The 25017-nt window shown below is 64.1% G+C and carries 26 protein-coding genes, 1 tRNA gene and 1 pseudogene; 12 read left to right on the top strand and 16 right to left on the bottom strand.

Translation table 11 applies throughout. From position 1 onward, the window contains the following. Positions 1 to 2: 2 nt before the first annotated feature. The gene (locus tag BW940_RS09250; protein ID WP_076608910.1) at positions 3 to 434 is read right to left on the bottom strand and encodes a universal stress protein; all 432 of its coding nucleotides are present in this window, start codon (positions 432 to 434) and stop codon (positions 3 to 5) included. Positions 435 to 538: 104 nt separating this feature from the next. Here BW940_RS09250 and BW940_RS09245 point away from each other — a divergent pair, with 104 nt between their 5' ends. After that, on the top strand, positions 539 to 2890 hold the full coding sequence (locus BW940_RS09245; RefSeq protein ID WP_076608909.1) for an ATP-dependent DNA helicase: 2352 nt from the start codon (positions 539 to 541) through the stop codon (positions 2888 to 2890). Then, complete coding sequence (gene cgi121, locus BW940_RS09240; protein ID WP_076608908.1) at positions 2890 to 3417, top strand: KEOPS complex subunit Cgi121; 528 nt, start codon at positions 2890 to 2892, stop codon at positions 3415 to 3417. The genes BW940_RS09245 and cgi121 overlap by 1 nt, the downstream gene beginning before the upstream one ends. Positions 3418 to 3451: 34 nt before the next feature. On the opposite strand, the gene BW940_RS09235 is transcribed toward cgi121, so the two are convergent. Next, a complete protein-coding gene (locus BW940_RS09235; RefSeq protein ID WP_076608907.1) occupies positions 3452 to 4264 on the bottom strand; it encodes a metal-sulfur cluster assembly factor in 813 nt (270 codons plus the stop codon). Beyond that, on the bottom strand, positions 4264 to 5328 hold the full coding sequence (locus BW940_RS09230; RefSeq protein WP_076608906.1) for an amidohydrolase family protein: 1065 nt from the start codon (positions 5326 to 5328) through the stop codon (positions 4264 to 4266). Before BW940_RS09230 ends, BW940_RS09235 begins: the two co-directional genes overlap by 1 nt. A 178-nt stretch (positions 5329 to 5506) precedes the next feature. Here BW940_RS09230 and BW940_RS09225 point away from each other — a divergent pair, with 178 nt between their 5' ends. Together BW940_RS09225 and BW940_RS09220 are read left to right on the top strand one after the other, a co-directional pair. Next, positions 5507 to 6550 (top strand): NAD(P)-dependent alcohol dehydrogenase, encoded by a 1044-nt coding sequence (locus BW940_RS09225; protein WP_076608905.1) that lies wholly within the window; start codon positions 5507 to 5509, stop codon positions 6548 to 6550. Positions 6551 to 6673: 123 nt separating this feature from the next. Then, positions 6674 to 8002: an oxidoreductase gene (locus BW940_RS09220; RefSeq protein ID WP_076608904.1), complete on the top strand. Its 1329-nt coding sequence runs from the start codon at positions 6674 to 6676 to the stop codon at positions 8000 to 8002. Between the two features lie 195 nt (positions 8003 to 8197). On the opposite strand, the gene BW940_RS09215 is transcribed toward BW940_RS09220, so the two are convergent. After that, positions 8198 to 8270 (bottom strand) — tRNA-Gln (locus BW940_RS09215). Between the two features lie 101 nt (positions 8271 to 8371). Then, on the bottom strand, positions 8372 to 8929 hold the full coding sequence (locus BW940_RS09210; RefSeq protein ID WP_235847788.1) for a homing endonuclease associated repeat-containing protein: 558 nt from the start codon (positions 8927 to 8929) through the stop codon (positions 8372 to 8374). Positions 8930 to 9041: 112 nt separating this feature from the next. On the opposite strand from BW940_RS09210, the gene BW940_RS09205 reads away from it, so the two are divergent. After that, positions 9042 to 9632, top strand: coding sequence for an IMP cyclohydrolase (locus tag BW940_RS09205; RefSeq protein WP_076608903.1), 591 nt, complete (start codon positions 9042 to 9044; stop codon positions 9630 to 9632). Positions 9633 to 9655: 23 nt separating this feature from the next. Here the strand turns inward: BW940_RS09205 and BW940_RS09200 are convergent. Continuing rightward, positions 9656 to 10360, bottom strand: a pseudogene (locus BW940_RS09200) (DUF4352 domain-containing protein); the annotation flags it as partial. Next, positions 10351 to 10650: a hypothetical protein gene (locus BW940_RS09195; protein WP_076608901.1), complete on the bottom strand. Its 300-nt coding sequence runs from the start codon at positions 10648 to 10650 to the stop codon at positions 10351 to 10353. The pseudogene BW940_RS09200 and the gene BW940_RS09195, both read right to left, overlap by 10 nt. 218 nt (positions 10651 to 10868) lie before the next feature. Here BW940_RS09195 and BW940_RS09190 point away from each other — a divergent pair, with 218 nt between their 5' ends. Both BW940_RS09190 and cysE read left to right on the top strand, forming a co-directional pair. Continuing rightward, the gene (locus tag BW940_RS09190) at positions 10869 to 11537 is read left to right on the top strand and encodes a metallophosphoesterase family protein (protein WP_076608900.1); all 669 of its coding nucleotides are present in this window, start codon (positions 10869 to 10871) and stop codon (positions 11535 to 11537) included. A gap of 211 nt (positions 11538 to 11748) precedes the next feature. Beyond that, positions 11749 to 12258, top strand: a complete 510-nt coding sequence (gene cysE, locus BW940_RS09185) for a serine O-acetyltransferase (protein ID WP_076608899.1) — start codon at positions 11749 to 11751, stop codon at positions 12256 to 12258. A gap of 27 nt (positions 12259 to 12285) precedes the next feature. Here the strand turns inward: cysE and BW940_RS09180 are convergent, their stop codons facing one another. The 5 genes from BW940_RS09180 to BW940_RS22660 all read right to left on the bottom strand — a co-directional run bounded on the left by BW940_RS09180 (position 12286) and on the right by BW940_RS22660 (position 16373). Further along, positions 12286 to 12657: a hypothetical protein gene (locus BW940_RS09180; protein WP_076608898.1), complete on the bottom strand. Its 372-nt coding sequence runs from the start codon at positions 12655 to 12657 to the stop codon at positions 12286 to 12288. A gap of 516 nt (positions 12658 to 13173) precedes the next feature. Then, the gene (locus BW940_RS09175) at positions 13174 to 14574 is read right to left on the bottom strand and encodes a phosphoglucomutase/phosphomannomutase family protein (protein WP_076608897.1); all 1401 of its coding nucleotides are present in this window, start codon (positions 14572 to 14574) and stop codon (positions 13174 to 13176) included. 77 nt (positions 14575 to 14651) lie between these two features. Further along, positions 14652 to 15647: a hypothetical protein gene (locus BW940_RS09170; protein WP_076608896.1), complete on the bottom strand. Its 996-nt coding sequence runs from the start codon at positions 15645 to 15647 to the stop codon at positions 14652 to 14654. Between the two features lie 175 nt (positions 15648 to 15822). After that, the gene (locus BW940_RS09165) at positions 15823 to 16071 is read right to left on the bottom strand and encodes a GIY-YIG nuclease family protein (protein ID WP_076608950.1); all 249 of its coding nucleotides are present in this window, start codon (positions 16069 to 16071) and stop codon (positions 15823 to 15825) included. Between the two features lie 152 nt (positions 16072 to 16223). Next, positions 16224 to 16373 carry a DUF7563 family protein gene (locus tag BW940_RS22660; RefSeq protein WP_169331112.1) on the bottom strand — a complete coding sequence of 50 codons (150 nt, stop codon included), beginning with the start codon at positions 16371 to 16373 and terminating at the stop codon, positions 16224 to 16226. A 482-nt stretch (positions 16374 to 16855) separates the two neighbouring features. Between BW940_RS22660 and BW940_RS09160 the strand changes: the two genes are divergently transcribed. Beyond that, positions 16856 to 17023 carry a DUF1931 family protein gene (locus BW940_RS09160; RefSeq protein WP_005578700.1) on the top strand — a complete coding sequence of 56 codons (168 nt, stop codon included), beginning with the start codon at positions 16856 to 16858 and terminating at the stop codon, positions 17021 to 17023. A gap of 81 nt (positions 17024 to 17104) precedes the next feature. On the opposite strand, the gene fni is transcribed toward BW940_RS09160, so the two are convergent. Beyond that, positions 17105 to 18166, bottom strand: a complete 1062-nt coding sequence (gene fni, locus BW940_RS09155; RefSeq protein WP_076608895.1) for a type 2 isopentenyl-diphosphate Delta-isomerase — start codon at positions 18164 to 18166, stop codon at positions 17105 to 17107. Positions 18167 to 18289: 123 nt separating this feature from the next. Between fni and BW940_RS09150 the strand changes: the two genes are divergently transcribed. Beyond that, positions 18290 to 18715, top strand: coding sequence for a hypothetical protein (locus BW940_RS09150; RefSeq protein WP_076608894.1), 426 nt, complete (start codon positions 18290 to 18292; stop codon positions 18713 to 18715). A gap of 204 nt (positions 18716 to 18919) precedes the next feature. Here the strand turns inward: BW940_RS09150 and rpiA are convergent, their stop codons facing one another. Continuing rightward, positions 18920 to 19627 carry a ribose-5-phosphate isomerase RpiA gene (gene rpiA / locus BW940_RS09145; RefSeq protein WP_076608893.1) on the bottom strand — a complete coding sequence of 236 codons (708 nt, stop codon included), beginning with the start codon at positions 19625 to 19627 and terminating at the stop codon, positions 18920 to 18922. A 162-nt stretch (positions 19628 to 19789) separates the two neighbouring features. On the opposite strand from rpiA, the gene BW940_RS09140 reads away from it, so the two are divergent. After that, positions 19790 to 20554, top strand: a complete 765-nt coding sequence (locus BW940_RS09140; protein WP_076608892.1) for an ABC transporter ATP-binding protein — start codon at positions 19790 to 19792, stop codon at positions 20552 to 20554. Then, a complete protein-coding gene (locus BW940_RS09135; RefSeq protein ID WP_076608891.1) occupies positions 20554 to 21879 on the top strand; it encodes an ABC transporter permease in 1326 nt (441 codons plus the stop codon). Before BW940_RS09140 ends, BW940_RS09135 begins: the two co-directional genes overlap by 1 nt. Positions 21880 to 21936: 57 nt before the next feature. Here the strand turns inward: BW940_RS09135 and BW940_RS09130 are convergent, their stop codons facing one another. Continuing rightward, entirely contained in the window at positions 21937 to 22536 is a 600-nt protein-coding gene (locus BW940_RS09130; RefSeq protein WP_076608890.1) for a DUF5518 domain-containing protein, read from the bottom strand. Positions 22537 to 22621: 85 nt separating this feature from the next. Then, a complete protein-coding gene (locus tag BW940_RS09125) occupies positions 22622 to 23758 on the bottom strand; it encodes an AI-2E family transporter (RefSeq protein ID WP_076608889.1) in 1137 nt (378 codons plus the stop codon). An 89-nt stretch (positions 23759 to 23847) separates the two neighbouring features. On the opposite strand from BW940_RS09125, the gene BW940_RS09120 reads away from it, so the two are divergent. Beyond that, complete coding sequence (locus BW940_RS09120) at positions 23848 to 24996, top strand: thiamine ABC transporter substrate-binding protein (RefSeq protein ID WP_076608888.1); 1149 nt, start codon at positions 23848 to 23850, stop codon at positions 24994 to 24996. The last annotated feature ends 21 nt before the right edge of the window (positions 24997 to 25017 follow it).

Raw genomic sequence — 25017 nt, 5'->3', positions numbered from 1 at the left:
CCTCATTCGAGGACCGTCACCGGCTCGTCGGTGCGCTCGACGACCGTCGTGGCGACGTTGCGGCCGAGAAACCGCCGGACGAATCCGGGTGTCGTCGTTCCGTGTCCGTGCATAACCACGTGGTCGACGGCTTCGTCGCTTGCATACTGCGGAACGACGGTGCCGGGACGTCCTTCGAGAACGTCGATCCGAACCCGCTCGCTCGCCGCGTCGTCGGCAACCGACTTGAGCAGCGATTTCGCGCGACTGTGGGTCTGCTCGAGGCGGTCCTCGTCTCGCTCGAGCACCCCGCCCTCGCTCAACGGGGCATCGAGCGGTGTCACGACGGCCAGCAGCGTTACGTCCGCGTCGGGAAACGTCTCGAGCGCGTAGGCGAGCGCCTCGTCCTCTCGCGGCCGGCCGAGCGTGGGGACGAGGACGTGATCAGGAGCCATACGGCCGTGTTCAGTCCCGTACCCTATCGGTCTATCGACGAACGACTCGAGTCAGTGCTCCTCGAGACGATACTTTAAACCGAAGCACGCGCCAAGTGCGGATAATGAATCTCGAGGAGCTGTCGGGGCTCCCACCCGGTGCCATCGACCACTTCCAGCGCGAGGGCATCGAGGAGCTCTACCCGCCACAGGCCGCGGCGGTCGAGGCCGGCGCAACCGACGGCGACAGCCTCGTCGCCGCCGTCCCCACCGCCAGCGGGAAGACGATGATCGCTGCCCTCTCGATGCTGTCGGCGATCGAACGCGGTGGAAAAGCACTCTACATCGTCCCCCTGCGAGCGCTCGCCAGCGAAAAAAAGGCCGAGTTCGAGGCCTACGAGGAGTTCGGCGTCACCGTCGGCGTCACGACAGGCAACTACGAGTCGACCAGCGAGTGGCTCGCCACGAAGGATATCATCGTCGCGACCAGCGAGAAGGTCGACTCGCTCGTTCGAAACGGCGCTGACTGGCTCTCGGATCTCACCTGCGTCGTCAGCGACGAGGTCCACCTCATCGACGACCGCAATCGTGGACCGACGCTCGAGGTCACCCTCGCTAAACTCCGGCGACTCAACCCCGGAATGCAGGTCGTCGCGCTCTCGGCGACGGTCGGCAACGCCGACGAGATCGCCGACTGGCTCGACGCCGCGCTGGTCGACACCGACTGGCGACCGATCGACCTGCAGATGGGCGTCCACTACGGCAACGCCCTCAACTTCGACGATGGCTCGACACATGAAGTCCCCGTGGAGGGCTCGGAGAAACAAGAGGCTGCGCTCGTCCGCGACATCCTCGAGGAAGGCGGCTCCTCGCTCGTCTTCGTCAACTCCCGGCGCAACGCCGAAGCTGCCGCACGGCGGTTGGGACAGGTCGCGACTCGTGAAATTTCCGACGACGAGCGCGCCGAACTGGCCGGGTTGGCCGAGGCGATCCGCGAGGACAGCGACACCGAAACCAGCGCGGATCTGGCCGACTGCGTCGAGCAGGGCTCAGCGTTTCACCACGCCGGCCTCTCGAGCACCCAGCGAACGATCGTCGAGGACGCCTTCCGCGACCGACTGCTGAAGGTCATCTCGGCGACGCCGACGCTCGCTGCCGGCGTCAACACGCCCGCCCGGCGCGTTATCGTCCGTGATTGGCGACGTTTCGACCCCAGCGCCGGCGGAATGGCCCCGCTCGACGTCCTCGAGGTCCACCAGATGATGGGCCGGGCAGGCCGGCCAGGACTCGACCCCTACGGCGAGGCCGTCCTGCTCGCGAAAAGCCACGAGGACAGCCAGGAGCTGTTCGACCGCTACATCTGGGCCGACCCCGAGCCCGTCCGTTCGAAACTCGCCGCCGAGCCAGCCCTGCGGACCCACGTGCTCGCGACTATCGCCTCCGGCTTCGCCCGAACGCGCGAAGAACTCCTCGAGTTCCTCGAGGCCACCCTCTATGCGAGCCAGTCCACCGAGGCGGGCCGCCTCGAGACGGTGACTGAGACGGTCTTGCAGTACCTCGAGTCCAACGACTTCATCGAACGCGAGGGCGGGACCGAGCCGACAGACGACGCCGCCAGCGCATTCACCTCCGCGGCCGACCTCGCGACACAGCAGTCGTCACAGGGTGACGAACGACTCGAGGCGACCAGCCTCGGCCACACCGTCTCCCGACTGTATCTCGATCCGATGAGCGCCGCCGAAATCGTCCACGGCCTCGAGGACGCCGACGAGCGCCCGACCGCGCTGGGGCTGTACCAACTCGTCTCGCGGACGCCCGACATGTACGAACTCTACCTCCGGTCGGGCGAAGACGACACGTTCGGCGAACTGTTTTACGAACGCGAGGCCGAACTTCTGGGCGACGCGCCAAGCGAGTACGAAGACGACCGGTTCGAGGACTGGCTGGCCGCGCTCAAGACGGGCAAACTGCTTGCAGACTGGGCCAGCGAGGACGACGAAGATCGACTCACTGAACGGTACAAGATCGGCCCCGGCGACCTCCGGGGAAAAGTCGACACCGCCGAGTGGCTGCTCGGGGCGGCCGAGTCACTGGCCGCCGAAATCGACAGCGAGTGGACCGTCGCCGTCCGCGAGGCCCGCGCGCGCGTCGAACACGGCGTCGGTGAGGAATTGCTCGAACTCGTCTCCGTCGGGGGCGTCGGTCGCAAACGCGCCCGCCGGCTCTACGAGGTCGGTATCGAGGAGCCAGCCGACCTCCGGAGCGCGGACAAAGGCGTCATCCTGAGCGCGCTCAAAGGGGCGAAGACGGCCGAAACCATCCTCGAGAACGCCGGCCGCGAGGATCCCTCGATGGACGGCGTCGAGCCGGTGACCTCGGCCAGCGGTGGGGACACGGCTGCCTCGAGTCGCGGCTCCGAAACGCCGGCGGCCAGCGAACGCGACGACGACAGCCAATCCAGCCTGGGTGACTTCTAATGCAGCTACTCGAATGTACACTCGAGATCGACGACATCGACTCGTTCGTGAGCCAACTCGGCGAGGTCAGTGACCGACACGACGTGACGATCCAGGCCTTTGATGCGCGCTACGTCGCCGATCGAACCCACCTCGAGCATGCCCTCGAACTGGCCGACCGCGCCATCGACCGCGGCGAGAACATCGCCCGAGATCGGGCAGTCGAAATCCTGCTGTACGCCGCCGGCCGTCGCCAGATCGACGACGCCCTCGAGATGGGCGTCGGCGAGGGCAGACAGCGGGCCGTGATGCTGGTCGACGGCGGTTCGACTGGAAACGAAGGGGGTCAGGAGAGTTCGGAGGCGGCTGCTCTCGAGACACTCGTCGAACTCGAGGCCGTCGTCGACACCGAGCCAACACTCGAGTCACCTGCCGAGGAAACGCTGTGTTCGTTCTTCGAGATCACCGACGCCGAACGCGAGGCGACCGACGCGTCGCTAGTTGCGCTGGTTCGCGAACGGGTCGCCTTGCTCGAGGTCGACAAATAATCGGCGTCGCTGTCGACGCCCACACCACTGCCCGTCAGTCGTCGGCAGTCTCCTCGAGCCGCCCCTCTCTGGCCTCCCGAAGCCCGTCACAGATCCCACCCTGACTCGACATGTTGACCTGTGCGAGTCGCCCGCGCCGGCGGACGAGGTCGAACGACTCGAGCGGGATCGGCTCTCCCTCGGGTGTTCGGAACAGTCGCTCGTCGGGATCCGTCACGAGGGTCGTCTCGCGGGCTTTCTCGAGATAGCGCTCGAGCGGTGCCGCGGGAACTGAAACGGCAAACGAGCGGTCGTGGGCGTAGATGGCGATCGTGTCGTCGGTCGCTGTCTCGGTACTGTCCGCTCGAGCCGTGTTGGCCCCGGGATCGGCCACCTCGAGGTCTCGAAGTCGGAGGTCGACGATCGCCTCGGCGTGGAGGCCGGCCTCGAGCAGTGTCTCGACCGCGTCGTACTGCCGTGCGACCCGTGCCTTCTCGTCGAGTTCCCCACGGACGGCCTCGACATCGCCGTCAGCGTCGGGAAACGCCTCGGCAAAGGACAGCCGTTCGTTGACGCCGCGGTTGATCTCCGTCTCGTGCATATGCTCTGTGAGCGTGATCCGAGCCGTCTCGACCGCTGGCAGTGACTCGATCTCGTCGCGGGCGTCGACCGCCATCATCCAGGCAAACGCCGGCGAACACCACGCCGTCGGCAGCGTGAACGTGACGCTGACGCGGCCGCCGTCGATCTCGATCGAATCGATGTACTCGAGGTCGACGATCGACCGGTCGAGTTCCGGATCGGTCACGCGGTCCAGTCGATCGCGGACGGCCGCTCGAGTCGGGCCGTCGGACGTCTGGGCGGTCATCAGTCGTCCGCCGCGGCGGGCTCTTCGCTCGCGTAGTGGTCCTCGAGCCCGAACTGCTGGCTGATCTCGTCGTCCTGGAACGCCTGGCGTTTCGCCTCGATATCGATGTCGTATAACTCGGCCGCGTTCTCACCCATCACCTTCCGTTTGGTCTCGAGATCCCACTCGACGCCGTACTCCGCGCGGTGTTCTTGCGTGAGTTCGGCCTCGAGGACCTCCCCGACGAGCCAGTCGGGGTTCCACAGCGCGTAATCCGAGCCGAAGAGGACGCGATCCTCGCCGAGCCACCAGAGGAGTTCGGACATGATCTCGGAGAACTTGCCCGGCCGGTTCTGGGCGAACGGCGCGGCGACGGCCAGGCCGCCGTAGACGTTGTTCTCCTGGGCGGCGATCCAGCAGAAGTCGTCGAGTCGCGGGAGGCCGACGTGTTCGACGACGAAGTTGAGTTCCGGGAACGACGAGGCCGCGTCGTCGACGTCTTTCACGTCGAACGCGTCGCGGTTGAGGGGGCGGATCGTCGGCCCCTTATGAGCGTGGATGTTCTCGATACCGAGCTCTTGGCACTTCTCTAAGAACTCGAAGGCTTCCTCGTCGTCGAGTCGCCACCCTTTCGAGTCGCCACGCCACTCGGCGGTGTAGAGTTTGACCCCGGGAATCTCGTACTCGTCGTGGAGTTTCTCGAGGTACTCGAGGCCGTCCTCGCCGTCGCGCGGGTCGAACGTCCCGTTGAGGATGAACCGCTCGGGGTGTTCGGTCGCGAGTTCGGCGTTCTGTTCGGTAGTATTGAACCCCTCCGTGTAGAAATCGGTCAGATACGTCGGCTGGAAGATCGCCATATCGGTGGCCGCGTTGGCGAATAAGTCTTCGACCATCCGATCAGCGCCGTATTTCCGATACTCGGAGATGTCCCACTGACGGTCCTCGGGCGTGAACGTCGTGTGGTAGTCGTAGAAACACTGGATGAACTCCTCCCCACCGTCGTGTTTGATGTTGTCCTCCGTGGCGTCCCACAGGTGTACGTGGCCGTCGATGACGAAGATCTCTTCACCGTTATTGCGGTACATTGTATCATGATTATTGTTACCATAAGCCATCAGTCTTTTTCAGGAATTTGTGAGTTATAATTTCTATATGGAGTATGTATGTAGTGGCGAGCCTACTGTCTCAACACCCATAGATTCACAGTGAGCGACGCTTTGGGGGAACGTTTTCTTTGCGTGTGTTGGACTGTAACTTGGTACCATGCAAGCAGCCCGTCTCCACGAGTACACAGACGAGATGAGCGACGCACTCTCGATCGATGACGTCGATCGCCCTGAAATCGAACGCTCCGATGGCGTACTGATCGAGGTCAAAGGCGCGGGGTGGTGTCAGACGGACAACCACATTATCGAAGGCATGTGGCAAGAGTACGCGCCACAGGATCTACCGATGACGCTGGGACACGAAAACGCCGGTATCGTCGCCGAAACGGGCGACGAAGTGACACTGGTCGAGGAGGGTGATCCGGTCATCTGTCATCCCGTCCAGACCTGTGGCATCTGTCGGCCCTGCCGGCTCGGCGAGGATATGTACTGCGAGAACAGCGCGTTCAACGGCCTCACCACCGACGGCGGCTTCGCCGAGTACCTCCGGACTAACGAGCGAGCGGTCATCCCGCTACCCGACGGTGTCGACCCAACTGAGATCGCTCCCCACGCCGATGCGGGAATCACGGCCTACCACGCCACAAAAAAGGCCGTCCGCGAACTGAACCCGGGCGACACCTGTGTCGTCATCGGCGTCGGCGGCCTCGGCCATATCGGCCTGCAGTGTCTCGACGCGATGAGCGCCGCAACCATCGTTGCCGCCGACATCAAAGACGAGGCGCTCGAACTGGCCGACGACCTCGGCGCGCGCCACACCGTCAACTCCGCCGAGGAGGACCTCGCCGACGTCGTCGCGGATCTAACCGACGACGAGGGCGCACAGCAGGTCGTCGACTTCGTCGGCAGAGACGAGACGACTGCGCTGGCACCGGAGATCGTCGCCGCCGGCGGCGACCACCATATCGTCGGTTACGGCGGCCACATCCACGAACCCAGCCAGGCGCTGGTCAACGGCGAGTTCGCCTTCTGTGGCACGCTGGTCGGCAAGTACGCCGAACTCCAGGAACTCGTCGCGCTCGTCGACCGCGGCGACGTCGAACTCCACACCGAACGCCACGACCTCGGTGAGATCAACACGGTCGCCGAACGCCTCGAGCACAACGAAATCGAGGGCCGTGCGGTCGTCCTCCCGCCCTGACGCCGCTCATGCCGTCGACCTCGAGTCGGCGATCCGCGATTCGACCGTAACGGCGACTCGAGACGTCCCGGAACCGATCGCGATCGCCACTACGCTCTTATTCGCTCCCGTGATACGCCCTGCATGGCCACCCTCGAGGACCCGATCGAGATCGGCGGCGTGACGATCCCAAACCGGCTCTATCGCGCGCCGCTGCTCGAGTGTGCCGGCAACGGTCCCGACGCGGTCGACACGCTGATCGACGACCTCGAACCCGCCGCCGAGTCGGGCGTCGGCCTCATCTGTCAGGGCGCGACGATCGTCAGCGGCGATGGCGGCTGTGCCGCCCCGGGGATGACCCGCGTCCACGATCCCGAGTTCGTCGAGCGACTGTCGCGGCTGACCGACCGGATTCACGACCACGGCAGCCGGATCGTCGTCCAACTCGAGCACGGCGGCCTCCGAAGCATGGAGACCTGGCACGCCGAGTACCGACGCGAGCATCCAGATCTCGAGCAACTCGCCGTCTCCGAGCCGCCGTGGCAGTTGCGAGCGCTGGATCGACTCGGCTTTCTCTCGTCCGACCCGCACGTCCTCTCGACCGACGAAGTGTACGAGCTCGCGGCCGACTTCGGCCGATCGGCAGCGTACGCGGCTGACGCGGGCTACGACGGCATCCATCTGGCGGGCGCGAACATGGGTATCGTCCAGCAGTTCCTGTCTCCCTTCTACAACCACCGGGACGACGAGTTCGGCGGCTCGCCCGAGGCCAGACTCGAGTTTCTCGCGGTCGTCCACGACGAGATCCGCAAGCGGGCCGGGGACGTTCCGCTACTCACCAAAGTACCGGCAGAAACGCCCGCACCGCCCTCGCCCGTCGTCCGGCGGAAACTCTCGCTCGAGGACGGCATCGAGATCGCCCGTCGACTCGAGAAGATCGGCTACGACGCGGTCGTTCCCGTCCAGACGTCGGTCGTCTGGGACATGAGCATCGTTCGCGGAGCATACCCCGAACGGGCCTGGGGGAACGAAGGGTTGTACGACGAGTACGACGCGGCGTTTGGCGGCACAACACGTCGGAAACTCGTCGCCGCCGCAAACCGCGTCCAGTCGCTGCAGTACGACTTCGACCCCGCGTGGAACGAGGACTTCTGCCGGCGCGTCCGCGAGCAGGTGTCGATCCCGGTGCTCGCCGAGGGTGGGATTCGCGAGCGCAGCCGGATGGATCGACTGCTCGGAGACGGCAGCGAGGAGCCGGCCTGCGACATGGTCGGAATGGCTCGTCCGTTCTACGCTGAACCCCGCCTCGGCGCGCGACTCCTCAAGGACGCTCCCGACAACGCCCGCGTGCTCTGTGAAAGCTGTAACAACTGCACCGTCCCACAGGTGACCGGCGCACCGGGGATGTGTCGGACACCAACTGTGTTGCAGAGGCGTGGTGACCTCGAGCGCGAAGGTGTTTACGAACGGTAGCAACGATAAAAGCAAGGTGTTCTCGAGCGCGGGTTTGCTGTTAGTGACTCACTGCTTGTCGAGTATTTGATGATTGATTCTACTCGAGTGCTCAGTCTATTCTCTGTGATCCACTCGGTCGAGAGACCCCCTCGTTTCCACTGGAAAAGCGAAGACGGGGAGAGGATTATTCTCGAGTTGAAAGTTTGGAAGAAGTAGTCCATCCTGGATTCGAACCAGGGTCGAAGCCCCCAGAAGGCTTCAGGATTGGCCGCTACCCCAATGGACTGATGTGTTTTCGTCGGCTTCGTTTCCGACGACGTACCTATCTGTAGGAGGTATCCATATTAGAGTGTTACGAACTCGACTGTGATTGCGAACGAATGGCGATCAGTCGAGCGGTGGGTTGTAGTGTTCTTTTCGATGGCAGTTCGCACAGAGAACGATGCACTTCTCAATCTCAGCCTTGATTCGATCTCTGGAGTACCCAAAGGAAATCATCTTTCCGACAGCCATCTCTTTCTCGTCTTCATTCACATGGTGAAAGTCGAGACATGCAGGGTCCTGTTCTGCACATCGGGTGCAGCCACCACGCGTTCGCTGAAGTTCATTTGCCCACGCCCGATGTGCGTTCTGGCGTTGGAGCGACCGCTCAGTATTCCAGTCGGCGTGTTTGTAGTGCCATCGCTGATCCTGAGAGAGGTTCTCCCATTCCATTCCGTCCGGCAGTTCAATATTCGCAGGCTTCGACGCAGTGCGTGTTCCCGTCGACGGTTCCGTTTCGAAGCCGGCTTTCGTTTTCGCAACGTTCCAGCCACCGACAACCCGTAAGATGGTCGACGCCGATGGCGTCAGCCCCATCTCCTCGTACTGTGCTTTCGTCGGCGACTCGCCGAGTCGCTTTGCAGCCTCGAGCAACGACTCGAGACACTCCCGTTCGGACGTCACACGGCCGTTGGCCGCCTCATCGGATATAAATCCTCGCCTCGGCCAGCGGCAGAATAGCGACGATGATGCACAAATCGACACACATTTTCGTCGTGCCTGTACACATTCGCGTATGTACGTTGGACGATTTGTCGTCGTCGGCCCCGAGGTCGGCGCCTACCGCGTCTCGTCACGCTCGTTCCCGAACCGCGAGATCACCGCTCGAGAGGACGCGCTCACCGTCGGTCCTACCGACGACGCGCCGGAGACGGACAACCCCTACGTCTCCTACAACTGCCTACGCGTCGTCGACACCCCAACGGGCGAGACAGCCGCATTCGGTAACGGCTCGCACGTCGATCCGATCGCGGAGAAACTCGAGCTGGGCTACCCCGCCCGGGACGCGCTCGCCGAGAGCCTGCTGGCGCTGGATTACGAGAAGGACGACTACGACACGCCACGGATTGCGGCGACGATGAGCGACGACGGCGAGGCCATGATCGGCACGGTTCGCAAGGACGCGCTGCTCGTCGAGACCGTCGAGGAGCCGACGCTGGTCGCGACCTACGAGAAGAACGCGCCCGAATCGTTCGCCTTCGAGGCCGACAGCGCCGATGCCGCCGCAAGCGAGGCGTTCGATCTCGAGTTCGAACACGCCGTCTGTGCGGCCGGCATCGCCCGAACCGACGACGGCTTCGAGACGGCACTCGAGAACGGCGACTGATCAATTGTCACCGATCGGGACCGTTACGCCGTAGACTCCCAGACAGCGGTCGCGTACGGAGTTAACTGCAGTTCGAAGTGACGGCTCTCTGCCGAGTCCCCCTCGAACGCGAGTTCCACTCGGGAGCGTTCGCCCCGCTCGAGCGGAACGGGCTCGAACGGATCGTCGCCGTCCAGTCGCTCGACCGGTTCATCGGCAGCCACCAGCGCCAGTCTGTGGTGAATCGGGTCCTCGATCGTCGATGGACCGAGGTTCTCGACGTCCAGTGTTACCGCCGTCCGGCCGTCGTCACCACGGTCCGTTTCGATGGCAGTCACGGTCAGTTCGTATCGCGTCCGCTGATCCCGGACCTCGAGGACGTCACCGACGGCAAGACCGTCGATGCGCTTGCCAGGCTGTGTGACGGCTTCCGGAGCGAGTTCCCATTCGGCCGTCGATGAGAGTAACGCTCCCGTCAGGTCACGGGCTTCCCAGGTCGTCGTCAGTCGATCCGGCGCGTCCACGTCAGGGATATCGAACGCGAGCGTCCGGACGATCCGTTCACCGGGCTCCAGCGACGAAAGCTGGTCGTACTCATTGCCGACGCCCGTGTTCATGAGGTGCCGATAGCGCTCTCCATCCACCTCAACGGTGACGTCGCCCGGGACGTCGACCGTCTCGTCACCAGTGTTCGACACCTCAACGAGCACCGTCAGAACCAGTTCGTTGTCGGGCGTCTTTACACCGGCCGGCCGTTCGCTTCGTCGACGATCACGCTCGAAAACGACGCCTCGAACGGGGTAAACGAAATCTCCGCGTCACCAGGATCGGTGTAAAAGACGATGCCTTCGCCGAGTTCGCTCGGTCCGTCTTCGAACTCCGGTGGCGTTTCCGCCGACTCTCCGTTGGCCGAGTCGGCGTCGTCGCCCGTCGCGTCTCCGCCGGCCGGTTCGGAATCGTCGTCGTCACTCCCGAGACAGCCTGCGGTTGCAGTCACCACTGCAAGTCCCGTATACGACAGATACTGTCGCCGATTCATCAGTTACAGTTCAAATGAATATAACTTAATAATTTTTATCATGATTAGATCTGACTGGGCTGGTTCCACATGAGGGCGAACGATCCGGGCCGATCGCCACGTACGGGTCGGCGATCGGCGGGACGTGACGACAGCAGTCCGTATGATGAATCGACTGGTGACCGTGCAGGGACACGGTTCGCTAACCTACAAACCGCTCGAGCGCATTAGCCACGCCCATGCAGATCGGACTCATCTCGGACGTCCACGGGAATCGGGTCGCGCTCGAGGCCGTCCTCGAGGACATGCCCGCCGTCGACGACCTCCTCTGTGCGGGCGACGTCGTCGGCTACAATCCCTGGCCGACCGACTGCATCGAGGAACTCCGACGGCGGGACGTGCCGACGGTGATGGGCAACCACGACGCCGCGGTCGTCGAGGGCACGCCGGCTGGGTTCAATCGGATGGCTCGAGCGGGCGTCGAACACGCCAGCGAACAACTCGACGACGACCAGCTCGCGTGGCTCGAGTCGCTCCCGACGGAACGGCGCGCCTGCGACGGTCGGATCAAACTCGTTCACGGGCATCCAGACGATCCAAAGCGATACACCCGCTACACCCGGCCGTCTGAGTTCTCGCCGCGGCTGCTCGAGGACGAAGACGTGCTGGTGCTCGGCCACACCCACATCCAGGGTGTTGAACAGTACGCCGAGGGTATCGTCGTCAATCCGGGCAGCGTCGGCCAGCCGCGGGACGGCGACCCACGGGCGGGCTACGCCGTGGTCGACCTCGAGGCGATGACCGTCGATACCTATCGTGTCGAATACGATGTCGAGACAGTCCAGAACGCCGTCACGGACGCGGGGCTGCCGGACCGGATCGGCCAGCGCCTGGCCCGCGGGAAGTGAGGGCTGGCGACGAGGCGTGGAGACCGAGAAACGAATCTTTTTACACGGACTGCGCTGCTAGGTCCGTTCATGATATCCACCGGCCACACCGCGTGTACCGACAGCAAGCGACCGCGTCACGCTGTGTCCCGGTGTTGTCGCCCGCCGACTCGGCCGGCGGCACGATCCAACCAGTATCGCCTCACGATCCTCGACTCGAGCCAACAGACAGATGTTCGGACGCATTCGTGAGGACGCCCGGACGATGTGTGAGCGTGACCCCGCCGCGACGGGGTGTCTCGAGGTCGTCCTCGCCTATCCCGGCTTACACGCCGTCTGGGCCCACCTAGGCATTCACTGGCTCTGGAATCGGGGCTTTCGGCTCCTCGCACGGCTGCTCTCACACGTCGTCCGCACGCTTACGGGCGTCGAAATCCACCCCGGCGCGACGGTCGGGCGGCGAGTGACGATCGATCACGGCATGGGCGTCGTCATCGGCGAGACGGCCGAGATCGGCGACGACGTCCACATGTATCACGGCGTCACGCTTGGCGGTGACACAAACGAACCAGTTAAGCGGCATCCGACGGTCGAAAGCGGTGCCCAACTCGGGGCGAACGCGACGCTATTAGGTGATATTACGATTGGCGAAGACGCTGCCGTCGGGGCTGGCTCAGTCGTTACCCAGGACGTCGAACCAGGCGCGACGGTCGTCGGCGTCCCGGCGGAGCGCGTCAACTAACACGCAGGCGGAGTGAGACGTGCCAGATTACTGTTGATCGGTGTCGACCGTGCCATCCGTGCCCGCTGGCGAGCCTTCTGCCGGCACACCCTTGCCCGTCGTGACGCTCTCGGCGGACTGTTCGGCGTCTGACTTCGTTGCCTCCGGCTTGGGATCGGACATATAGCCGAGCTCGAGCCAGAGTTTCGCCGTACAGTCGAACGCTTCCTCGTCGAGTTCGGTCTCGTCTTCTCGCTGATCGAGATAGCCGTTACAGCGGCCGTGTGTGACGACGTTCATCAGTGTCGCCGCGGAGCCACACTCCGGACAGTCGATGTAGTAGTTGCCGTCGTCGGTTTGATGCCACGAATCGGGCTCGAGTTCCGTATACGCGGCGTCCTCGCGGGAGTGTTCGCTCATGGCTCTAGCCAACGGGTCAACGGTGGTAAAAAGGGGCCCGGAGCACGCAACCCGACGTCGACTGGAACCGACTGCCGACGGTTTCGGCCCGAAACTCGAGAACGAGTCACCAGTCGAATAAAAGTTTCAGCCCGACGATCCACACCCCACCGATGACGGCACCGCCGGCGATCGCAGCGATCGCCTGGTTCGAAAGCCCAAGCACCGAGAGAATCGGGTCTAACACGAGGATACCGGCAAAAAGACGGCCAGCGCGACAACGACGACAGCAGCAGGGATAAGCTAGCCAAGAACCACCAGGACAAACGAAAACACGAGCGAGCCGCTCTTCCAGAGCACGGCGAGGAGCACGATCACGGCTATTTGAATCGGTCCTCGTGTTGACTCGGCTGGGTCGTCATCGGATACTGTAACCCGGTCGTCAGCCACAGGCGGCTGTCAGTGTTCTAACATAGAAGCGCTTACGATTTGAAAGGTTACTCGAGCGAACGCGCTACGTCCCGCCGACGAGCCGCCTCACACTAGCGGCTCGAGCAACGTCTCGCCGGCCTCGAGCAACGCTCCGACGCGTTCCTCGTCTGCAGCTTCCGCGTAGACTCGTAACACAGGTTCGGTCCCGCTGGGGCGGATCAACAGCCACGAGCCGTCGGCGAGCTGGAGCTTGAAGCCGTCGGCGGTGTTGACGCCCTCGACGTCGGTTCCGGCGACGGTCTCGGGCATTTCGTCCTCGAGGTCCGAAAGCACCCGAGCCTTCTCGTGGTCCGGACAGGCTACGCTGAGTTTGTCCTGGATGACGGTTCCGTGTTCGTCGAGCAAGCGATCCACGCGCTCGTCGAGGGGTTCCTCAGCGTGCATCACGGCCGCGAGCACTGCCATGAGGACGCCGTCTTTTTCGCGGACGTGGCCGCGGACGGTGAAGCCGCCGGATTCCTCGCCGCCGACGAGCGCGTCGCCCTCGGCCATCGCTTGTGCGACCCATTTGAACCCGACTGGGACTTCGTGGACCGACTCGCCGTGGGCCTCGGCGATGCGGTCGATGAGGTAGGTCGTCGAGACCGTGCGGACGACCGCCCCCGAATCGGCCTCGAGCAGGTAGTCGTAGAGGGCGGCGAAAAACAGGTTCTCGTCGAGATAGCCCCGCTCGGGCGTGACGATGGCGATGCGGTCGGCGTCGCCGTCGTTTGCGATTCCAAGCGTCGGCGCGGTCCCGTCGGCGGTGACGATGTCGATCAGCGCCTCGAGATTCTCGGAGGCGGGTTCGGGTGCCCCGCCGCCGAAGGTCGGGTCTCGCTCACAGCGCAGACACTCGAGGGAGACACCCACGCGCTCGAGGATGGCGTCAGTCGTTCCGCGACCGCTGCCGTGCATGGCGTCGTAGGCGACGGTCAGTCCCGCGTCCGAGAGGTTGGCACTGCCAGTGATCCCCTCGACTAACTCGAGGGCGGCGTCAGCGTGTGGCGTCGTCAGGTCGACTTCCCGGACGGAGCCGTGTTGGGCTTCGGGGAGCGCCTCGGGTTCGGCGAGACGATCCGCGATGGCGTCTGTCACCTCGGGCAGCGCCGGCGCGCCGTCGGCGGGAATGAACTTCACGCCGTTGTACTCCGGTGGGTTGTGCGAAGCCGTGATCGCAACCCCCCCCGCCAGTTCGCGCTCGACGATAGCGTGGGCGACCAGCGGTGTCGGCCGGTCGCGGTCCGGCACGATGACGTCGAAGCCGTTGGCACACAGCGTTCGAGCCAACTCCTCGGCGAAGCCGCGCGAGGTCTCGCGCGCGTCGTAGCCGACGACGACCGTCCCCTCGAGTCCCTCGTCCTGTAGATACGTCGCGACGGCCTGGCCGACCATCCGAACCCGCGGCGTCGTAAACTCCTCGAGTGTCGCCCGCCAGCCATCGGTACCGAAGCTGATCGTCTCCATACGTGTGGGTCTCCGTCACCGACGAAAAAGGCGGCGTTGTCTACAACAGCTGACAGTACTCGCGTCGACCCCTCGTCTCAAACGTCGACGGTGTCGAGTCGCTGCTCGAAGAGCCGTTCGCCCGTCTCATCGCAGGTCACAGCAACCACGTCGTGTGCACTGCAGCAGGATTCGACGACTTCCTCACCCATGCTGACCGTGCCGCCGGTTGGACACGTCTCGAGGAACATTCGGAGGCTATTGCAGATCCGGCCGTTCGTCTCGGAGTCGTGGTCGTCCCAGGCGGGTGTCCATGTCTCGAGGACGCGACTGGCGGCGACGTCGGCGAGCAACGCGGCACGGGACGGCCAGCGCCCGGCTACGCCGGCGTCGGATCGGAGTACGTGGGCGTCGCCGCGGGTCTCGAGGTCGAACGCCTCGGGGTCGGCATCGAACCCGAACGCGTCGATGACGGCCTCGGCGTCGAGGCCCGAGTCGTCCAGCGTCTCGATCCGCTCGAACCAGGCGCGCTCGAACTCGTCGGTGAGACAGAGGTCGTCTTTGTCGGCACAGGGCTCGAGGATCTCGTGTTCGAGGAAGTACGTCTCGAGGTCGACAACCGAGTCCTCGACAGCAGAATCGGCAGCGTCCGCGGCCGTTACGTTCGTCTCGGTGTCGCCGGTCTCGTCGGTAGCATCCCTCGCTGGCGCGACCGCCGACTCATCGTCGGCACTGCGGACCGCATCCTCATCGTTGTCCGCCGATGGGGGCTGGGTCACCTCGTTCGCGGGGTCGGTCGTGCCAGCACCGAACCCGCTCGCGAGGTCAGGTTCCGGCTCCTTGCCGAACCAGCGGAGGACCTCTGGCGGGAGATATCGCTTGGTGAGCGTCGGCGTTCCGGGGACGAGATAGCCGCGCAGATAGATCAGGCCGATCGACAGCCCGACCGCGAGCAGCCCACCGAGGCGTGATCGGCGTGCAACGAGTGACCCGACTACGGCCGCGATGAGCAGGTTCAGTACCGTACACGGCCCACACCGGTTTTCGCCGGTGTACGCCGGCCGTTTGAGATCGTCGACGATGTCGATATCCATATGATACCAAGAAACGAGGTGAAAGAGTATCTGCTTTGTGGACTGGTTACTGAAACAAGACGATCACTGTCGCGTCCCACCGGGAGTACAGATGTATACGGTCTGCGGTCCCCATTTTCGGGGCGACCGCAAGCCGTCCTGCGGTCGCGCCGAGACAGTGGGACAGCAGCCCGTCTCACTCGAGGCCGACGAGTCGCTCTTTCTCGCGGCGCGTCAGTTGCTTGATTTCGTACTCGCGGGACATCGCGGTCGATTTCGATTCGAACCGCTCGGTGTATTTGAGTTCGACCGGCGTCCGTCCGCGAGTGTACTTTGCCCCGTCGCCGGCGTTGTGTTCGCGAACCCGTCGCTCGAGGTCGGACGTATACCCGGTATACAACGAGCCGTCGGCACACTCGAGCACGTAGACAACGTGTTCTGACATCGACTGGCGAACGTACGCCGTCGACGGATTTCGTCCCTCCGGTTCGACGAGAATAGGCATCAGTACGGGACCCGGTATCGCATCTCTGGAAAACGAGACGGAAACGCAACGCAATGGGGGCACGTGGTAATCGGTGGCTGTTCTTGAGTGGATCAGGCGCCGCGAGCGCGCTCTTTCGCGGCTTCTGCAATCCCTGCGTTGGCCGAGCAGCTGACACACGCGCGAATTTCTCCGTTCTGGTCGGCGAAGACACGTGCAAAGCGCTCGGAAACGTGCGCGCCGCAGTGGTCACACTTGGGCATTGGGCAGTGGTCACACCGGCTGGGGCCGGTACTACACGCTACCCGGTGAATAGGTAAATAACCTTCTCCAAACAATGTTTGGATTTTCGATCTACCAATAATATTTTCCGGAACTCACACACGTGTTTCCGAGACAGCTGATTCCAATCGCTCGCTCGACCACTATTGCCTAGCAGTCGGCGACGAATCCCGTATCGGGGACCGTCTCCGCGAACCTCACCTCGAGGAGTTCGTGCGGACACGCCTTTGGGAACGAGTATCTCGATTCCGTCGGTCCGTGTGAAAGGGCACACGACGGACAGACACCGCGCGCGAGCGGGGTTCCGCCCACAGACAGCACTCGAACGCAGATCCTCGGTTCATCAAACATATACTTTCCGGTGGTGAGTGCCGTCGAAACAGGCGGGTCAACCGCTGCAGCCCCCGTATTCCCGAGAGTAACCACAATATTTATATTGGGGAACGCGGAACGCGTATATCGTATGGCAGATCTTATCGTCAAAGCCGCCGTGAAGGAAGCGCTCGATGACAAAAACGTCGCTTCGGACTTCTACGAAGCACTCGACGAGGAAGTCGATGAGCTGCTCGAGGACGCTGCACGACGTGCAGAAGCAAACGACCGGAAGACGGTCCAGCCCCGCGACCTGTAAGGTACGCGACTCGAGTATTTTTTATTGACGCTACGGTAGACAGCCGCTGGCTCGGCTGTCGTCGAAAACGGAAGCGGGCAGCTACTGCTGTCGACCGTCGAGGTACTCTTTTGTTCGGCCGAGGACCACGTGGTCGGCTGACTGTAACTCCTCGACCGACGCCGAGCCGGTGACGAACATCGCCGTTCGGAGTTCGAGTTCGAGCGTCTCGAGTAAGTCGACAACAGCCTCGGTTCCCTGGCCGGCTGGACTGAGAAACGGCTTTGCGAGGCCGCCAGCGCGGGCTCCGAGGGCGATTGCTTTGGCGATATCTAGCCCCGACCGGACGCCGCCGCTGGCGATGACACAGTCGTGGACGGACGCAGCCTCACGCGTGCTGACCGCCGTCGGGACGCCCCAGGCGCGAAAGCACTGGCCGATCGCTTCCTGCCGGTCAGCGCCGACGGCGGCCGCCCGGTAGGACTCGATGCCGGACCACGTCGTGCCACCCTGTCCGGCGACGTCGATCGCATCGACGCTGGCGTCGGCGAGTCGCATCGCCGTCTCCCGCGAGATGCCGCTGCCCGTCTCCTTGACGACAATCGGAACAGAGAGGTCGGCAGCGACCCGCTCGATTTCGGCGAGACAGCCACGCGCGTCGACGTCGCCTTCGGGCTGGACAGCCTCCTGTAAGAAGTTCAGATGGATGGCCATCGCGTCGGCATCGATCATCTCGACGGCCCGCTCGACGTCGTCAACGTCGTACTCGAGCAACTGCGCCGCGCCGACGTTGCCATACAGGAGCGCATCGGGGGCGACATCTCTGACGACCGTGTAGGACTCGAGGAGGTCCTCGTCGTCGAGTTCGAGGCCAGCGCGCTGGCTGCCGACGCCCATGGCGACGTTCATTTGCTGGGCGGCTTGGGCGAGGTTGCGATTGATTTTCGTCGTGTTCGGGTGGCCGCCGGTCATGCTCTCGATGACGATGGGGGCCGCTAGCTCGTGGCCGAACAGCGTCGTCGACGTATCGATCTCGTCGCGATGGACCTCCGGGAGCGCCTCGTGAACGAGCTCGATATCGGCGAACCCCGTTCCCGAGGTTTCGACGTCCTCTTCTTCGATAATGCGGATATGATCGTCTTTTCTGTCGGATGTCTCGGGCATCGAATCGTCTCCACCGGAAACTAGCGTGAGGGCGTTGAAAAGGTGTTCATCGACGCCTGTCGAGCATCGCCGTCTCACCCACCACGAGTGGAGCTTTTTCACGGATGCCGATGTACAGTGGGTATGTTACGTAGACTACTGATCGCGTTCGGGATCGCCGAGATCGCGAAACCGCAACCGGTGATCGACGCCTGTGAGCGAATCGCCCTCGAGAACGCCGAGGACGCCCAAATCCGACCGTGGGCGCTATGGGGTGCCCGACTCGAGGGAGCGCTCTTCGTCTGGCTGCTCGCCCGTCGAAAGTCGGAGTGGACACCCACGTGCGTGCTGCTCGCTGCCGCCGGTGTCGTGCTCGTGTTCGTCCCACAGCCGATCATCAACCAGAGCCAGCGGCTGGTATATGCGAACCACGACGAACTGCAGTCGAAACCGTGGGTGAAACCTGCTGCCCGACTGCTCGGCGTGGTGTATCTTGTCGTCGTCGCACTCTCGAAGACGGGCACTGAGCCCGACGACAGCGCGGACGCCGCCGGCGACGGGGCCGCGTGATCCGCGCGCTGGCGATCAGCATCGGACTGCTCGAGGCCGTCTTCCCGAGGCAGCTCATCGACGCTGGCGAACGGCTCGCGTTCGACACCCCCGAGACGGGGCGGCTCCGGCCCTGGACCGTTCCGATGGCTCGCCTCGAGGGCTCCTGTTCAGCCGAGACGACGAGCTATACACAGCGCAGCGACCGTCAGAACAGTAACGCGGTCAGTACTCTCGCACGTCGACGCCGTCGGCCGTCCCGATGTAGGTCGCGTCGGCCAGCCCGACGAACAGCCCGTGTTCGACGACGCCTGGCACACTCGAGAGCTGCGTCGCGAGCGTCTCCGGCTCGTTGATCAGGCCGAACGCACAGTCGATCACGAGATTTCCGTTATCCGTGACGACCGGCCCGTCTTTGTGTTCGGCGTCGCGAAGCGTCGGCTCGCCGCCAAGGTCACGGAGTCGGTCAGCGACGACAGTGTGTGCGTCGGGGATGACCTCGACCGGGACCGCCCGCTCGAGCGTTGGTGTAAGCTTCGAGGGGTCGGCGACGATGACGAACCGGTCGGCCGCCGCATCGACCAGTTTTTCGCGCGTGTGTGCAGCACCGCCACCCTTGATGAGCGCGCCGTAGCCGCTCGCATCCGGGTCGTCAGCGACCTGATCCGCGCCGTCGATCGCGAGGTCGACGCCGTCGACCGCATCGAGTGTCGTCAACGGAATTCCGGCCTCGAGCGCCCGTCGACGGGACTGAAACGAGGTCGGAATCCCCTCTACCTCGAGGCCGTCGTCGACGGCCCGTCCGATCGCGTCGATCGCGTAGGCGGCCGTCGAGCCGGTTCCGAGGCCGACGACGAACCCGTCCTCGACCGCCTCGGCTGCGCGTTCGCCGGCACGTCGTTTCGCCGCGTTTGATCCGCCTGCCGTCTTCATGCGTTGTACGGCGCACGGGGACGGGAAAAACGTTGCAATCTCGTGGCCCGTCGAGCAGGTGAGCAAACGACGGTCTCGAGCGGGCAGTTCGGGCAGACCGTACAGCGAACTGACCGCTCGTTTGGCTCGAGGTTTTTTCCCCAGGGCTGTATACGAGTCAGTATGGCAACACCCGCATCCGAGGGGGAATCCAGCACCGGCACGGCGGTCGCCCTCGAGAACGTTCGCAAAACCTACCAGCTCGGCGAGCCCGTCCACGCTCTGGATGGCGTCAGCCTCGAGATCCCGAGAGGATCGTATACGGCGATCATGGGCCCGAGCGGTTCGGGGAAATCGACGCTAATGAACCTCGTGGGCTGTCTCGATACGCCAACCGAGGGTACCGTCGTCGTCGACGACCAGGACGTGGCCGCCCTCGACAGCCGGGAGCGAACCACGCTTCGGGGGACGACGGTAGGCTTCGTCTTCCAGACGTTCAACCTCATGCCCAGACTGACTGCCCTCGAGAACGTCGCTCTCCCGCAGTTGTTCCAGGACGTCAGTCGGACCGAACGACACGACCGGGCCCGGGAACTGCTCGAGCGGGTCGGACTCGCCGACCGCGAAGATCACCTGCCGAACGAGCTGTCGGGCGGCCAGCGCCAGCGGGTCGCCCTCGCGCGCGCATTGGTCAACGATCCGGCGATCGTGCTTGCCGACGAGCCCTCTGGAAACCTGGATACGGAGACCGAAGCCGACATCCTCGATCTGTTCGCGGAGTTTCACGACGCCGGGACGACGATGGTCGTCGTCACCCACGAACGCCACGTCGCGGAACGCGCCGACCGGATCGTCCACCTGCTCGACGGCAAGATCGAGCGAATCGAAACGCTCGACGACGCGGGTGACGGCACCCCGAGCCCCGCCGGCAGCGAGGCGAGTTCCTGATGCGGCCCGGAGAGAGTCTGCGCCTCTCGTGGCGGTCGATCCGTGGGCACAAACTGCGCTCGTCGCTGACGACGCTGGGGATCATCATCGGCATCGCGGCGGTGATCACGTTCGTCACGCTGGGCGCGAGCCTGCAGGCGGGCGTCATCGGCGACATCAGCCCCGACGACCAGCGCAACAGCTACGGCTGGGCCGCCGAACCGGGAACCGAAGGCGGCCCACTCGCCGGCGCCCAACCCGTATTCAGTCAGAACGACCTCGAGACGCTGGACGACGACGAGGACATCGAGGCGGCCTACGGCTATATGCCGCTGTCGACGCAGGCGCTCGTCTACGAGGGGGAGATCACACCCCAGAGCGATGCTCTGGTCGCAGCCGGGCCGCCCTATATCAGGGAGAACACCCTCGAGGAGGGCCGCCAGTTCGAACAGGGTGAACGCGAGGCGGTTATCAACCCGGCCGTGGCTGGGCAGTTCGAGGAGGACGTTAGCGTCGGCGACGAACTGACGATTGCCTTGCAGGGTGGCCAACAGACGACCGTCACCGTCGTCGGGATCACCGACACCTCCGAAGGATTGAGTCCGTTCGAAGGGTTCGAGCCTTCGCCACGCGTCTACGTGCCGACGGACCCGTTCTACACCGAGGATGCCGCCGGCGCGTTCCCGGGTGCGATCGGCGACGGCGGCCCCGGTGGCGATGGCAGCGGTGACGACGCGAACACCACCGACACGGCCGGGATGAGCGACGGTGCGCTCTTCCTAGCGATCGTTGTCGAAGCCGAATCGGCCGACGAAGCGGCGGTCGATCGCGCCCAGGAGAGCGCGATTGCGTATCTCGAGAGCGACGAATCAGATGCAAGTGAACTGCTGGGTGATGACCTCGAGATAACGCTTCAGACGAGCGCGGAACTCCTCCAACAGCTCCAGGACGTTCTCGACCTGTTGCAGAACTTCATCGTCGGGATTGCGGCGATCTCGCTCGTGGTGGGCTCGATCGGTATCGCGAACATTATGCTCGTCTCCGTGACCGAACGGACCCGCGAGATCGGGATCATGAAAGCCATCGGCGCACAGAACCGGGAAATTCTGGGGCTGTTCCTTGCCGAAGCGGTGATCCTCGGTGTGGTCGGCGCGATCCTCGGGACGGTACTGGGTCTCGTCGCCGGCTATCTGGGTGCGTGGTACATCGATCTACCGCTGGTCTACCCCTACGAGTACGTTGCGTTGGCAGTTGCAGTCGGGATCCTCGTCGGGATCGCCTCCGGGCTGTACCCGGCCTGGAAAGCGGCGCGGACGGACCCGATCGACGCGCTCCGATACGAGTAAGACGGTCTCCCGTCACTGGTTGCCGGCGCACCCGCAGACAGGTTGCGATCGGATACACTACCGTCGGTCCCGCTCGTTTTCGCGGTCGGATCGACTCGAGTCACCCGTCTCGAACGAATCGTCCGTCTCGAGGGAATCAGTTCCACGGTCGCGATCCGTGTCGGCCGTCCGACGATCGGATCGACTCGAGCGATCAGTACTGGCACTTGGCGGCCGCGTGGGTTCGATCGAGCCCGTCCGCGCCGGCGACGGCGAGCGGCCGATCGTCTCGAGGGTGTCGGCGTGTTGCTCGGGGTACTCCCGGGCGAGATACGCGCCGAGATAGCCGCCGAGTAGCGACAGGCCGACGGTGTAGACGAACAGGATCGAGACGAACACGAGGATGGCAAACGCCGCGACGACGAACCCCTCGACTGGGGCCGCAGCGACCCCCATCCCGAAGCCGAGGATCCCGATCCCGACGAGCGCGAGGCCGGCGAACGGCAGGAACATGATCGCACCCGCGATCGCGCCGGCGATCGAGCCTTCGCGGACGTCCGGTCCCTCGAGGAAGCCGGCGACGACGCCGCCGAGAATGGTCGAGAGCGGGATAAACGAGAGCACGACGCTGACGACGGCACCGATGATCGCGTTGACGAGCGTTCTGGCGGTCGGCATACTCGAATACACAAGCGCCACGGCGAAAAGCGACGGGGGAAACGGCGACCGGCCGCCGGTGGTGTCACAGGAATCGACAGCTCGGTCAATCGTCGGCCGCGTGCGACCCCGACTCCTCCGATGGGAGGTCCTCGGGCGTCGTCATCGTGGTCTCAGTGCCGCGGGAGCCGGGTGGCCCCTCCGGGTCGGCCTCGACGAGCTCGCTGAAGGTGGCGTCGCCGTTAACCTCGTCGGCGAGGATGTCGACGGCCTCGACGAAGACGGCGACGATCAGCGGGCCGACGACGATCCCGATCGCGCCGAGCGTAAACAGGCCGCCGGTAAAGCCGACGAAGTAGAGGCTCCCGGGCAGGCCGGCGGAGCGACGGGCGAGGCGTGGTCGGACGCCGACGTCGGGGAACCAGGCGACGAGCCCGACCCCGAGAACGCCGACGAGAATGGCCGCGGCGAGCTCGCCGACGGCAACGTGATAGATCGCGATGGGGAGGATCAGCAGGCTCGGGCCAATGATCGGCACGAACTGCAAGATCGCCGCGACGATCGCAAGGGTAAAGGCTGCCTCGTAGCCGAGCAGCCAGAACAGCGGGTAGCCGATGAGCAGTGTCGCGACCGACGTCGCAAGCTGGAGGACGTAGATCGCATACAGCGTTTCGCGAGCCCGTTTCGCGAGCGCGTAGACGACGTCGCGGTACTCGTGTGGGATCGGCGCGATCGCGGCTCGACCGGCCGCATCACCCTTGAGCAGGATCGCAAACAACAGGATAACGAAGAGTGCGAACTTGATCGCAAGCACTGGCAGCGCCGACGCGAACGAGACGGCGGCGCTGCTGAGCACGTCGAGTGCGGGTGCCTGAACTTCGGCAACGTCGACCGTATACGTCATCTCGAAGGCCGTGATCGGGACCTCTCGAGGGAGGTCCTCGATGATGGCCATCAGCTGATCGACGCGGAAGTACAGTGTGATGAGGATCGGGGAGAAGACGGCGACGGCGCTGGCAAAACCGATCAGCGTCGCGGCAGCTGCTGCGACCCACTCCGAGAGACCGCGTCTGACAAGCCAGCCCTGTACCGGCAGCAAGACGTAGGCGACCGTCAGCGCGAACAGAATCGTGCCGAGGACCTCGAGCAAGATCGCCCCGGTAACGAGGCCGAGAAGCGCGACGACACCCCCGAGTACGTATCGACGGGTTCGATCGGCGGTCGCGTTCGGCGTCGCTGTCACACCCGTGGGTCACACTGCGACGGTAAAACCTTTCTGTCCAGCAGAAGGTTGGGAACGAGTCTTACGTCTCGACGACATATACTCGATGAATGAAGCGTCGGACGGTCGTTCGGGCGATCGGAGCCACAGGCACGAGCGCAGTAGCTGGCTTCGCTGGCTGTCTCACCCGAAACGGCGATGACGAGCCACCGGACGGCCCCGAAAACGGCGACCCGGAGCCTGACGAGCCCGAGTACGATGGCACGCTCCGAATCGCCACCTACCGATCGATGGTCACGGGCCCGAACCCGGCCGGCCCGTGGCTCGAGGAGTCATTTCTGGAAGCGTATCCCGACGCCGAACTCGAGTGGATCGTCCCGACCGAGGGTGTCGAACACTACGTTCGACGCGGCGAGTACGCCGCCGAGATCGATGTCGACATCCTCCTCGGGTTCACCGTGGGCGATCTCGCACGAATCGACGACAGGGTCGGGGAGGGTGGGCTGCTCCGCGAGCTCAACCGCGATCGGATCGACGGCTCCGAGCGCATCCGCGACGAACTCGCGTTGGGTGATCCACACGGGCGTGGGCTGGCCTACGACACGGGCTACGTCAGCCTCGTCTACGACGAGGACGAACTCGAGGGACCAGAGACGTTCGACGACCTGCTCGATCCCGCGTACGCAGAGACGCTGTTGGCCCAGCATCCGGGCCACTCGATGCCGGGACAGGCGTTCTTGCTGTGGACAATCGAGGCGATGGGCGAAGCGGACGCGTTCGACTACTGGGCAGACCTCGTGGGAAACGGCGTCGAGGTACGCAACTCCTGGAGCGACACCTACTACGACGCGTATCTGGACGAACACCGGCCGCTGGTCGTCTCCTACTCGAGCGATCCCATCTTTGCCGCGGTCGACGACCGCGATTCGGCCCGCCATCAGGTCGCGTTTCCGAACGAGGAGGGGTACGCGCTTCCCGAGGGAATGGGCATCTTCGACGCGGCGACCGAACCCGATCTCGCCTACGCGTTCCTCGAGTTCGTCCTCTCGAGTGAGATCCAGTCCGAACTCGCCCGCCGGAACGTTCAGTTCCCAGCTATCGAGGACGAGAGCGTCGCCCCCCGTCCACTGTTCGAAGAGACAGCACGTCGACCACCGGAGCCGATCTCGACGAGCTATACCGAACTCCGCGGAGCGCTCGAAGCATGGCTCACGGACTGGGTGGATCGATTCGAGACGGACGACGTCGAGACTCGATAGTGTCGGTTTCGACATCGGTCA

This window comes from Natronorubrum thiooxidans (assembly GCF_900156475.1).
Lineage (GTDB): Archaea > Halobacteriota > Halobacteria > Halobacteriales > Natrialbaceae > Natronorubrum > Natronorubrum thiooxidans.
This window is presented reverse-complemented; position numbering and strand designations above follow the sequence as displayed.

Excerpts from the sequence above, each read along its gene's own strand:
- BW940_RS09250 (WP_076608910.1), bottom strand. The coding sequence starts at position 434 with ATGGCTCCTGATCACGTCCTCGTCCCCACGCTCGGCCGGCCGCGAGAG.
- BW940_RS09245 (WP_076608909.1), top strand. The coding sequence starts at position 539 with ATGAATCTCGAGGAGCTGTCGGGGCTCCCACCCGGTGCCATCGACCAC.
- cgi121 (WP_076608908.1), top strand. The coding sequence starts at position 2,890 with ATGCAGCTACTCGAATGTACACTCGAGATCGACGACATCGACTCGTTC.
- BW940_RS09235 (WP_076608907.1), bottom strand. The coding sequence starts at position 4,264 with ATGACCGCCCAGACGTCCGACGGCCCGACTCGAGCGGCCGTCCGCGAT.
- BW940_RS09230 (WP_076608906.1), bottom strand. The coding sequence starts at position 5,328 with ATGTACCGCAATAACGGTGAAGAGATCTTCGTCATCGACGGCCACGTA.
- BW940_RS09225 (WP_076608905.1), top strand. The coding sequence starts at position 5,507 with ATGCAAGCAGCCCGTCTCCACGAGTACACAGACGAGATGAGCGACGCA.
- BW940_RS09220 (WP_076608904.1), top strand. The coding sequence starts at position 6,674 with ATGGCCACCCTCGAGGACCCGATCGAGATCGGCGGCGTGACGATCCCA.
- BW940_RS09205 (WP_076608903.1), top strand. The coding sequence starts at position 9,042 with ATGTACGTTGGACGATTTGTCGTCGTCGGCCCCGAGGTCGGCGCCTAC.
- BW940_RS09195 (WP_076608901.1), bottom strand. The coding sequence starts at position 10,650 with ATGAATCGGCGACAGTATCTGTCGTATACGGGACTTGCAGTGGTGACT.
- BW940_RS09190 (WP_076608900.1), top strand. The coding sequence starts at position 10,869 with ATGCAGATCGGACTCATCTCGGACGTCCACGGGAATCGGGTCGCGCTC.
- cysE (WP_076608899.1), top strand. The coding sequence starts at position 11,749 with ATGTTCGGACGCATTCGTGAGGACGCCCGGACGATGTGTGAGCGTGAC.
- BW940_RS09180 (WP_076608898.1), bottom strand. The coding sequence starts at position 12,657 with ATGAGCGAACACTCCCGCGAGGACGCCGCGTATACGGAACTCGAGCCC.
- BW940_RS09175 (WP_076608897.1), bottom strand. The coding sequence starts at position 14,574 with ATGGAGACGATCAGCTTCGGTACCGATGGCTGGCGGGCGACACTCGAG.
- BW940_RS09170 (WP_076608896.1), bottom strand. The coding sequence starts at position 15,647 with ATGGATATCGACATCGTCGACGATCTCAAACGGCCGGCGTACACCGGC.
- BW940_RS09165 (WP_076608950.1), bottom strand. The coding sequence starts at position 16,071 with ATGTCAGAACACGTTGTCTACGTGCTCGAGTGTGCCGACGGCTCGTTG.
- BW940_RS22660 (WP_169331112.1), bottom strand. The coding sequence starts at position 16,373 with ATGCCCAAGTGTGACCACTGCGGCGCGCACGTTTCCGAGCGCTTTGCA.
- BW940_RS09160 (WP_005578700.1), top strand. The coding sequence starts at position 16,856 with ATGGCAGATCTTATCGTCAAAGCCGCCGTGAAGGAAGCGCTCGATGAC.
- fni (WP_076608895.1), bottom strand. The coding sequence starts at position 18,166 with ATGCCCGAGACATCCGACAGAAAAGACGATCATATCCGCATTATCGAA.
- BW940_RS09150 (WP_076608894.1), top strand. The coding sequence starts at position 18,290 with ATGTTACGTAGACTACTGATCGCGTTCGGGATCGCCGAGATCGCGAAA.
- rpiA (WP_076608893.1), bottom strand. The coding sequence starts at position 19,627 with ATGAAGACGGCAGGCGGATCAAACGCGGCGAAACGACGTGCCGGCGAA.
- BW940_RS09140 (WP_076608892.1), top strand. The coding sequence starts at position 19,790 with ATGGCAACACCCGCATCCGAGGGGGAATCCAGCACCGGCACGGCGGTC.
- BW940_RS09135 (WP_076608891.1), top strand. The coding sequence starts at position 20,554 with ATGCGGCCCGGAGAGAGTCTGCGCCTCTCGTGGCGGTCGATCCGTGGG.
- BW940_RS09130 (WP_076608890.1), bottom strand. The coding sequence starts at position 22,536 with ATGCCGACCGCCAGAACGCTCGTCAACGCGATCATCGGTGCCGTCGTC.
- BW940_RS09120 (WP_076608888.1), top strand. The coding sequence starts at position 23,848 with ATGAAGCGTCGGACGGTCGTTCGGGCGATCGGAGCCACAGGCACGAGC.